12 protein-coding genes are annotated in these 9,603 nt (G+C 59.6%); 6 read left to right on the top strand and 6 right to left on the bottom strand.

The annotated features are described in order from the left end of the window. From F3J18_RS09685 to F3J18_RS09710, 6 genes are all read left to right on the top strand, one after another. The gene (locus F3J18_RS09685) at positions 1-2,568 is read left to right on the top strand and encodes a T6SS effector BTH_I2691 family protein (RefSeq protein WP_166912673.1); all 2,568 of its coding nucleotides are present in this window, start codon (positions 1-3) and stop codon (positions 2,566-2,568) included. Positions 2,569-2,571: 3 nt separating this feature from the next. Beyond that, positions 2,572-3,663, top strand: coding sequence for a DUF6708 domain-containing protein (locus F3J18_RS09690; RefSeq protein WP_166912674.1), 1,092 nt, complete (start codon positions 2,572-2,574; stop codon positions 3,661-3,663). Between the two features lie 27 nt (positions 3,664-3,690). Beyond that, positions 3,691-4,161: a hypothetical protein gene (locus F3J18_RS09695; RefSeq protein ID WP_152554317.1), complete on the top strand. Its 471-nt coding sequence runs from the start codon at positions 3,691-3,693 to the stop codon at positions 4,159-4,161. 54 nt (positions 4,162-4,215) lie between these two features. Further along, positions 4,216-4,476: a PAAR domain-containing protein gene (locus tag F3J18_RS09700; RefSeq protein ID WP_084152423.1), complete on the top strand. Its 261-nt coding sequence runs from the start codon at positions 4,216-4,218 to the stop codon at positions 4,474-4,476. A gap of 480 nt (positions 4,477-4,956) precedes the next feature. Further along, complete coding sequence (locus F3J18_RS09705) at positions 4,957-5,442, top strand: DUF2778 domain-containing protein (RefSeq protein ID WP_166912675.1); 486 nt, start codon at positions 4,957-4,959, stop codon at positions 5,440-5,442. Then, entirely contained in the window at positions 5,442-5,711 is a 270-nt protein-coding gene (locus tag F3J18_RS09710; protein WP_166912676.1) for a hypothetical protein, read from the top strand. Before F3J18_RS09705 ends, F3J18_RS09710 begins: the two co-directional genes overlap by 1 nt. Before the next feature lie 51 nt (positions 5,712-5,762). Here F3J18_RS09710 and F3J18_RS09715 read toward each other — a convergent pair whose 3' ends face one another. The 6 genes from F3J18_RS09715 to sctQ all read right to left on the bottom strand — a co-directional run. Further along, positions 5,763-6,500, bottom strand: coding sequence for a GntR family transcriptional regulator (locus tag F3J18_RS09715; RefSeq protein WP_166912677.1), 738 nt, complete (start codon positions 6,498-6,500; stop codon positions 5,763-5,765). Between the two features lie 212 nt (positions 6,501-6,712). Next, on the bottom strand, positions 6,713-7,048 hold the full coding sequence (locus F3J18_RS09720; RefSeq protein ID WP_160639685.1) for a hypothetical protein: 336 nt from the start codon (positions 7,046-7,048) through the stop codon (positions 6,713-6,715). A 323-nt stretch (positions 7,049-7,371) separates the two neighbouring features. Further along, entirely contained in the window at positions 7,372-8,256 is an 885-nt protein-coding gene (locus tag F3J18_RS09725) for a hypothetical protein (protein WP_025097500.1), read from the bottom strand. A gap of 16 nt (positions 8,257-8,272) precedes the next feature. Continuing rightward, a complete protein-coding gene (gene sctS, locus F3J18_RS09730; protein ID WP_013689080.1) occupies positions 8,273-8,536 on the bottom strand; it encodes a type III secretion system export apparatus subunit SctS in 264 nt (87 codons plus the stop codon). Between the two features lie 12 nt (positions 8,537-8,548). Beyond that, entirely contained in the window at positions 8,549-9,199 is a 651-nt protein-coding gene (sctR, locus tag F3J18_RS09735; protein WP_013689081.1) for a type III secretion system export apparatus subunit SctR, read from the bottom strand. Next, the coding region (sctQ, locus tag F3J18_RS09740) for a type III secretion system cytoplasmic ring protein SctQ (protein ID WP_166912678.1) at positions 9,183-9,603 on the bottom strand (421 nt) is incomplete at its 5' end. The genes sctR and sctQ, both read right to left, overlap by 17 nt.

Raw genomic sequence — 9,603 nt, forward strand, 5'->3', positions numbered from 1 at the left:
ATGCAGACCCACAAAGGCTGTCCACTATGCGATCGCCAGTCGCTGCTGATCTACCCCGTGAGATATGCCATTGCCTGCCCGCGCGGCGCGGCCAAGGCGCCGGGCCTGTCCGGCAATTTCCGGATTGATGGCCGCGCGCCGCAATCGATTGGCACGGCCAAGTACACGCTGCGCGCGGTACGCCCCGGATATCTGTACACGTACGACGAGAAACGGAATAAGCTGAGCGCCTACATGGTGCTCGACGACGGCATTCTGTGGAGCTTTCGTCCGGATGTGACGCCGCCGCCACCTGACGCGGAGGGTGGGCAGACGCAGGGTTGTCTCAGGCGTGGAGATGTGGCTTTCGAATCGCTAGGGCGTTGCGTCAGCATTGAACACACGCCCGGAAGCGACGAAGCGGGCAATCTCTGGATCGGTTGGTCGAACGTACGATGGACCAAGGACCTCGTGTTCAACAAAATCAAGGATGCGGCCTGGCGCAAGCTGCACATGCAGTGCATCAGCGTTCCCGCGATGATGGGCGGCGGTGCAACCGATACCGCTGAATTCCAGGCGTCGCAAGGCAGGATTGCCCATTTCGCGATGGATGCCGATGCCATGAAAGCCGCATTCGGCTTCAGCAACCGCGTGGCCAAGGATGAAATTCGCTTGCGGCAACGCAACGTGGCCAAACGAATCGCCGACGCGATGGCCGAGTCGCCGAACAAAAAAGGATTTGTGATCGCAGTCAACGATCCCGTCGGTTTGACCAACGATCTTGCCGAATTGACAGTGCCGAACCTGAACAACGGTTTTGATGAGCAGATCTACTGGAAATGGACATCGGCGCAGTTGATCGGGCGTGCCGAGGCTGGCATTCGGGGGAACGCCAAGGCGGTGACCGGGCTGACCTATGGCGTCTCGAAGACCATCGCGGACGCAAACGCCGCCAATATGAAGGCTGGCGCCCCACTTGCACCGGACGCGGTCGGTTTTTTCCACGTGGTCCGCACCTGGATCAAGACGGGGAGCCTGGATCAGGCGTTGAAGGAAGAAGATCAGAAGACGCAGAACGTTGCGGCGACGCAGGAAAGTGCGGCGAACGATGCGTGGGAGGAGGCCGCCTACAAGATCGGCCCCGATGGAAAGCGAACCAGCGTGCTCGACGAAGATGCGTTGAAGCGGTTTCCTCAGGAATATCAACAAGCGCTCGACGCCTTCAAGCCGAGGTGGCAGCCGCTCGTGCAAGCGCATGCCGATTGGCTTCATTCACAGCTGCTTGCCGAGTGGATGGCTGGCGTTCATGACCCTCATGACCTGCGCAGCGGCTACGCGTACAGCGAGTCCTGCGCCCAGGCAATCGGTGCGGCGGCTGGAACGGAGGCTTGTATCAAGGTGCTCGACGATTGGCTGAGCGGCCAGGCGTCGAATATTCGCAACGTCTATGCGCGTGCGCTGATGTTCAATCAGGATGACTTGATGAAGGCAGCGGATGCGCAAGTGCATGGCTCGGATATCCAGTATGAGAACTTCCTCAATCTGTACAAGCAGGCGTTCGACAAGGTGAAGGATCTTGGCAATGCCGCCAATCTGCGCGACCGACTCATCGTGACCACGGCCAATCAGATCGTCAGCGTGCTCACGAGAACTTCGCGAGGCGCCGCGCTGGCCTATGTGACCATTCGGTTGGCGATACAGTCCGGCGTCAGGATCAAGCCGTCGCAAGTCAGCAAGCTGGCGATTCGTGACTGGGCCTTGCAGCAAGCTCGCGAGTTGGGCGTCAAGCTGGATGGAGATCGAACCGAGCAGCGTTCGGCTGCCACTCAAGTCGGGAAGCAGGTCATCAAGGCGGCGCCGCCTGGCGATCCGAATGTCGTTGCTTATGAGATGGATGTCGACGCGCTGGTCAAGGACGGGAAACTGGAGGCCAGCGCGATCAAGGCGGTGAGGGTTCCGGGTGTGGATACCGCCAAGAAGTGGCTTGGCTCGGCGCGGGAGTTCAATCTGGGCGTCGTGACCGTGATCTTCCAGATGGCGACGTTGACCTTCGCTGCGAAGGATTGGGCCGGTAGCGATCAGTTCAATCAAGGGGAGACTGGTTTGAAGGCGGTTGGGGCGGTGGTTTCGATTGTCGGGACGGTGATTGAGACTACGTCGGAAACCGTGCTGAAGGCGCCGGCTCATCCTCTGTCGGCGTTCATCATGAAGCAGTGGGCGGGTGCGAGTGAATGGGCCGAGCTCGGGGCGAAGATTGGGCGTGGTGTTGGGGCTGTCGCAGGGATCGTGCTGGCGGGGTATGACATTTTCAAGAATATGCCCGAAGCATACACAAACAAGGACTACCGGCTAGCTACCCTTTATGCTCTGAGCGGGGCTTTGGGGGTTTATGTTGCTGTCGCTGCATTTTTTAGCCTTCCGCTGTTCTGGCCAGCTCTGATTATTTCCATTCTTGTGGGTGTTGCAATTGCGATTTTCAAGGCATCCGCTCTTAAGGACTGGGTCTCGCGTTGCAAATTCAGTAAGGGAGAGCACTATGATTCGCTGGAGGCCGAACTCAATGCATTTAACTCTGCGGCGGGAGGCTGACACATGGATGAACGTGTGATGAAGAAATGCGTCGGCAAGCCGGTGCCTGAATGGGACTTGGCGCATCGCTTGTCGATCAACCGATTCGTCGGCCCAGATGCACAAGATTTCGGTTCGACGTTTTGCATCAATTCGGTCTACATGGATGTGATTGAGCCATCATTTCTTGAGAAGCAGTGGTTTATCACGGGGATCATGGTGGCGATTCTCGGAATTGGAATTGGACCGTACATTTACTTGATGACGCACGCCGATCCGGCTCCGCCATTTTGGATGTTTGTGTTTAATTGCGTGGCTGCTGTTCCCGTGATGCTATTTGGTGCGATCGTCTGGAAGCTTGGGCGAGGTCTCTTTTTTGGTCTGCGCTATCGCCCCATCCGCTTTCATCGCGAATCGCGCAAGCTTTTTTCCATACGTGCACGTCGCTTTTCCTTGAAGCCTGGCGATGGCGATGTTGTCTGGGAAGCCCCTTGGACGGAGGACTCGATCTTCTGTTTGCATCGCGAGAACACGTCGTGGGGCACGATCTTCCACATTCGTCACTACACGGTTGATGAGCACGGTAATGTCACCCGCGTGTTCTCGATTGGCCGGGAGTGGACTGGCCGGCGGCAAGTCGAAATGGCGCTCGCGCAATGGAACTACTGGTGCATGTACATGAATGCAGGCCCCAATGGTTTGCCGAAGCCCATGCTGTTCCATACACAACACGAGACGCTACGCGAGTCGTTTTTGTTTTCTCTATATAGCTTCGGGATGCGCGCCCCCGTGGTCATTCGCTTGCTGATGATGCCGTTGATTTTGGTGTTCACCGTCATGCGGGTCTTCGCGAACATGACGTGCCGCAATCCGGTCTGGCCTGGCCAGATCGAGAAAATTTCCGTAGTTGCACCCGACGATCCTTACGCAGAGCCTCGGGCTGGAACGCCGGTTGGTTGGGGGGACACGGTATTGGCGCAGCAGCGCGGTGAGTATCCTGATGATCCGAAGACGAAGGCAGAAGGCTGGGTAGGTGAACCCGATGGGAGAGCGAACGCAGCATCCTGGCTCGACAACCCTAGTCCTAAAGCTAAGCACGCGACGGTGCGGAGTTAGCATGAACCATTCGCCAGGAGCCATCGCATGAAAAAAAACTTCGTCGTGAGCTTGTTCGTCGCGCTTGTCTTGTGCGGCAGCTACACGTCGAGCGCATTTGCGAAATACGATGCTGCGAAAGAGGCGGTCGAGTCGGCGTTGAGCCACGACAAGAACATCGAATTTTCAGATTTGTATGAAATCACTCCGGATTTGCATGGGGTAAGTTCAACGCCCGACTATAAACGCACGTTCGTTTGCGGATATGTCGCCTACGAAGAACCAGAAGGAAAACACGTACGGGTGCGTTTCATCTACGTGGCGCACTCGGAAGATCCCGCGCTTGCTGACTACGGCCCGCTCACCTTGGAGAAGCCCGATCTGACTTACGGCATTCTCGATGAAGGCAACGGGGGACGATATGCAACCGTTTTCGAATTTTCCGGCTGGAACCGAATCTGCGTCGATGCTCGGCATCCGAAGACGTTTAGCGGCGTCGCGCCAAAGAGCGACGGTTGACTTGATGGTGGGTCGGGCAGGTTCCAGCGGCATGTCAATACAACGGAGAGCCTGATGAGAGACGAAAACGGGCGTGGCGTCGTTCGCTTGCATGACAAGACCACTCACGGTGGCGAAGTCATCACTGCGAGTGACGATCTAACTGCGTTGGGTGTTCCTGTTGCCCTCGAGGGGCATCTGACGGAATGTCCAAAGTGCGGCGGGCAGTTCCGGATCGTTCCGCAAGGCAATACTCGGCGCCACCACGGCGCGCGCGTGGCTTTTCACGACGATCTGACGGAGTGCGGAGCTCAGTTGATTTCGTCGCTTGAATAAGCACATCGAGCTTGAATGATTCGACCGAAACGATGATTCCAATGTCGTCCGTCTAGTTCAGACATCGCGAAGTTAAACGAAATATTCTGTATGGCGTAGATTCGATGAACCACGAAATTACGTTGCTCGTCCGCTCGTCCCAGACTGCCGATAGCGGATTGAGGGCATCTACCTTGGAACACAGCCAATGATCGATTGCGACAGGCGGAGAGATGGATGAACGCGTCCTGAGGAAATGTAGTTGTCGGTGATATGGGCGGTGATTCGGTTGTGCGGGGTGGTTTGCCCGGGTAGCCGAGGCACACCGCGCAGTCCGCGGCGCTATGGCGCTGCGAGTTGGAGCAGCCCAAAGTTATCCAAGCCAGCGCAACGCGTTTTGTGCGTAACGTTGTCGCGTTTGGGGGCTTGACGGGGAGTTTCGGCTGAGTGGGCGACGTGCCATTGATAGCGTCTCGGGATTGCAACCGAGGGGGACTTTTCATGGCGGCGATCTGCACTTTCATCTTGAATGGCAAACCGATGTCCGGGCTGACATGCATGGGTTGGAGTACGGTGCCGGCGTTCAGTGGTATGCCCGGTCATCGCAACATGCCCGGATCGACCGCGAAATCCAGGTTGGGGCCGCTTCCGCCAGGGCGTTACTACATTGTTGATAGGCAATCAGGTGGGCGGCTGGGTTGGCTTTACGACTTTGCACGTGCAAATTTCTACGGTACCGATCGAAATAAATGGTTCGCGCTTTATCGGGATGACGGTAGAGTCGGCGACACGACAGTCTTCAACGGTGCTCGTCGCGGTGCGTTTCGCCTCCACCCGAATGGTCGTTTCGGCCGTAGCCAAGGATGTATAGCAATACAGGACCAGAACGACTTCGACCGTATCTCAGCCTATATTCGAGCGCAGGGAGTGACAGTGCCGATTCCTGGCAGCGACACGAAAGCCTACGGTTTCATTGAGGTGAAGTGATGAAGTTCGGACGACATGCGCTGAACGTGATCGGTGCGGTCGCGATTGGCCTGCTGTTCACGAAATGGTTCATGCAGTTGCCGATCGAGACGCCGATAGCCTGGTGGATCGAGTCAGCGATGGACATGCTCGGGATGGATGTGATCGCGCACGCGGACGATGTCGAGCCGATCGGTTTCTTTCTCTTCTTGTTCGCGAGCATCGCCGGGGGCGGTGTCGTGATGTGGGCGATCAATCGGCTTGTTATCCGGCTCGTCAGGCGACAGTGACGGGTGTTGTATTGAGCGTTACCTGTGAAGCAATGAATCGCCGATTCTGAATCAGACCTCCTTCAAATCCGCCACAAAGTCGTAGTAATCCTCCCGACAATAAGTATCGGTCAATTCGATCGCGCGCTGGTCCGCCGAGTATCCGATTCGCGTGATCACCAACAACGCGGTTTGCGGCGCAACGCCCATCAAGCTGGCCACCTCCTCGTCCGCGTTCACCGCGCGGAAATGCTGCGAGGTACAGACCACCGTTTGCCCGCGAGCATCCAGATAGCGATAGAGCGAGTTGTCGATCGCCAACGGATCCGGGACGATCGCGACGGGCAGCGCCGATTGCTCCAGTGCCATCACGGCGCCATCCGCGCGTCGCAGTCTGCGCAAGCAAGCGACAGACGCACCGGGCATCAAGCCTAGTCGCATGGATTCATCGCGATTCGCCACGCGCAGGACTCGATCCAGCCAGACGGATTCCGGCTTGAAACCACGCTGCTCCAGCATTTCGCTCCAGCCGATCACACGAGAAAGCGGGCCGCTGGCGCGCGGCGTGATGAAACTGCCCGAGCCGCGAACGCGGCGGATCAAACCCTGTTCGGCCAGCACCGCGATGGCCTTGCGCGCGGTGATGCGCGATACGCCGACGTATTCGGACAAGCTGCGTTCGGACGGCAGTGCTTCCCCCGCGGACCAACTGCCGGCGTGAATGGCGGCTTCGATTCGCGATGCCAACTGGAGATAGAGCGGGGTGTCGCTCTGTTCGTCGGGCGTCAACTCCTGCCAGCGTGAGTCCATGACTGCTCTTAAGCGCTTGAATTGGTGGCTGATTATATATCTGCCCTAATGGGGAGATGGGCAAGGCGCCGATAGCCGAGAACGGGGCGGATGGATGTCGTTCAGCCTGGCTGGGCGAGTCACCGAGCTTCGGCTATTGGCGCTGAATGGGGCGGATCGTGAGGTGGGGAGATCGCCTCCGGGAGAAGTGAACGCTCCCGGATGAATCGTGGCTACTGCCCGATGATCTTCCTGGAGACGACGTAGACGTCGACACCGCTCATCGAGCACTCTTCAGACGAGGCTTCGCTGGATGTGATGATTTCGATCGTATTACCGGTGCGTTCCCGATACGTGATGTCGTAAACCTGTCGGTACAAATCCTTGCCGACCTTTTCCGACGCGATCAGTTTGGCCTTGGTCCTGGACTCGTCGAGCTTGGTCGGGTCTGTCATCCCGGCATTTTTTAGATGTACCAATCCCATGTTGATCGGCCAACTCTCGCATCTCGGCGGAGCCGCCAAGGCGACAGCCGGAATCCACGCGGCGATGAGAAGAAGGGTTTTCATGGGATTACCTGCAAGGTGCGATCTCCACTAGTCCAGATGCGACGACGAATTTGTTGATTCTGGACGATGCAGCCGCTAGATGCCTGGCCAGGGTTCTGTGGGCTGTCGCCGTGGATGAGCATGCCGGTTCTGGCGCCCAAGAGGCTGCGTTACATCAACCATGAGCGCATGGTGGTCGAGGAGACCAGTGACGGCCTATCAGTTGCACTGGCCAGTGCGATGGGCCGGCCGGTCACCACGCCGCTCCAACTGGAAAGGGGCGCCAAGCCAGGCGGGCATATCCCCCCGGCAATGGCGCCCCTCGAGCAAGCACTACCACCTACTTACTTCTCCCCATCCCCGCCCGAAGCCTTCTTCCTCGACCGAGCCACAATCCCCGCGCCAACGCTCTGCTGAATCGCCCCGCCACGTTCGCGCCGAGCCTTCCCGGCCTGATAAGAAGCCCTGAGCATGGCCAATGGCAGGATATGGTGAAACGACTCACTCCCCATCCCTTTCCCGGCATGCTGAGCCAAGTCCTTCAACGCCGAAATCCCCCCCGCGCCAACCGACCCGATCTTCATCTCGATCTGCAGCAGATTGACGATCAGCGCACTCAACCTCGCATTCCAGGGCCCGGCCTCGCTATTCCCCGCCGTCTCGAACAACTGCCGAATCGACTCATGCCAGGCATTGCGCACCGCTTCCGCGCGCTGCATTTCATGCCCGGTCTCGAACTTCGCCGCAATCGCATCCAGATGGCTGGTGGGCGCCGCCTGCGCCGAAGCCGGCCGCGCGCCGCCGCTCGCCTGGGCGTCAGCGCCACCGTTGCCGCCCGCCGCCTCGATCTGCGTATCGTCCTGCTGTTCCTGTTCCCTTCCACGGCCGCCGCCACCGCCCCGGCCGCCGTTCAGCGCATCCATGTCGTTGTTCTTGACGTCCCCGCCACCCTCGTCATCGCCCCCCGCGCCCCGAGCCGAATTCCGCCGCGCCCGTTCATTCGCCCGCCGCTTGTTGCGCTGCAGGCTCGCGAACTTCCTCGAACCCTGGTTGTTGTTCTGCGCCTGGTTGGTATTGGTGAACAAGGTGCCGTTATAGGTGGTCGCCCGCTGCGCCTGCCGGGCTCCTTCCTTCGCCGACGCATTCTGCTGCGCATCCCCCGCGCGACGCAGCTGATCCGCCGCCGCCGTGGTCTGCGAGCGAATGGTGGGAGTTCGATTCAAAGCCATGAAACACGTCTCCCGATCAAAGCGGCACGGCCGTGCGCATCATCTGGTTGGCAAAATGCAGCACCGCCGCACAGCAAACCGGCGCCGCCACGATGATGGTGATGGTCACCGCGATCAGCTTGATCACCTGCGGCAAGGTCTGGTCCTGCAGCGACGTGATCGCCTGCACGAACGACACCCCCAGCCCAACCACGGCCGCCACGATCACCGGCGGCAGCGAAACCGTGAGACACAGCAGCATGCCCTGCGTGGTAAACCGGATCAGCGAATCGACATCCATGTCCGAGACTCCTTACTTGTAGGTCATCACGAGACCGTGGATCAGCGTCGACCAGCCGTCCATCACCACGAACAGCAGCAGCTTGAACGGAATCGCGACGTTGGTCGGCGTGACCTGGTTCAGGCCCAGCGCGAGCAGCACGTTGGCGATGATCAGGTCCACCACGATGAAGGCGATATACAGCAGGAAGCCGATCTTGAATGCATCGGTCAGCTCGGAGAGCGTGAACGAGGGCGCCAGCACGATCAGGTCGTTCTCGCTCAACTGCTGCGCCTGCTCCTTGGGCCAGACCACCGCCGCCGAGCGCAGGAAGAAGCGCTTCTCCCGCTCCGCCGTGTGCTTCACGAGAAACGCCCGAAACGGCTCCTTGGCCGCGCCGAACGCCTGTATCAAGGCCTGCGACGGCTGCGAGGCGAGCTGCTGCCCCTCCAGCGCCTTCGAGGCCTGCATCCCGATCGGCGCCATCACATAGATCGACACCAGGATCGCGATGCCGTTCAGCACCATGTTGGGCGGCACCTGCTGCACGCCCAGCGCGTTGCGCAGCAGGCCCAGCACCACCACGATCTTCGCGTAGGAGGTGACCACCATCGCCACGAAGGGCAGCAGGCTGATCGCGATGACGACCAGCAGCAGCCCGGTAATGTCACTGAATTGAACCATGCCGATGCGCCATGCGAATGATGCGGACCCCGAGATGCTCGCCCACCGTCACGAGCTCGCCGAAACCAACCGTCTGGCCGTGCACCACCAGGCGCAGCTGCGCGTCGGCGGCGGGCACCGGCAGCTCGACGACGTAACCCGGCCCGAGCGCGGAAAGCTGGTCGAGCGGCAGCGCGACGGTATCGATCTCGAACTGCACGGGCAGCTCGATGGCGCCGACCACGATCGGTTCGTCGGGGCGATCCGTCGCCAGGCCGATATCGGCGCGTGTCGAATCGAGTTCGTCGGACATGTACCACTCCTGAGTAAGGGTAAGCGACCGGCCGTCGAGCGCCGCGCCGGCATGCACGCGCGCATGGCCGCGGGCGCCCCAGGCGGCCACCACGCGCGGCGCGGCGCCATCG

Origin of the sequence: Burkholderia sp. Ax-1720 (assembly GCF_011753035.1) — a bacterium.
Lineage (GTDB): Bacteria > Pseudomonadota > Gammaproteobacteria > Burkholderiales > Burkholderiaceae > Burkholderia > Burkholderia gladioli.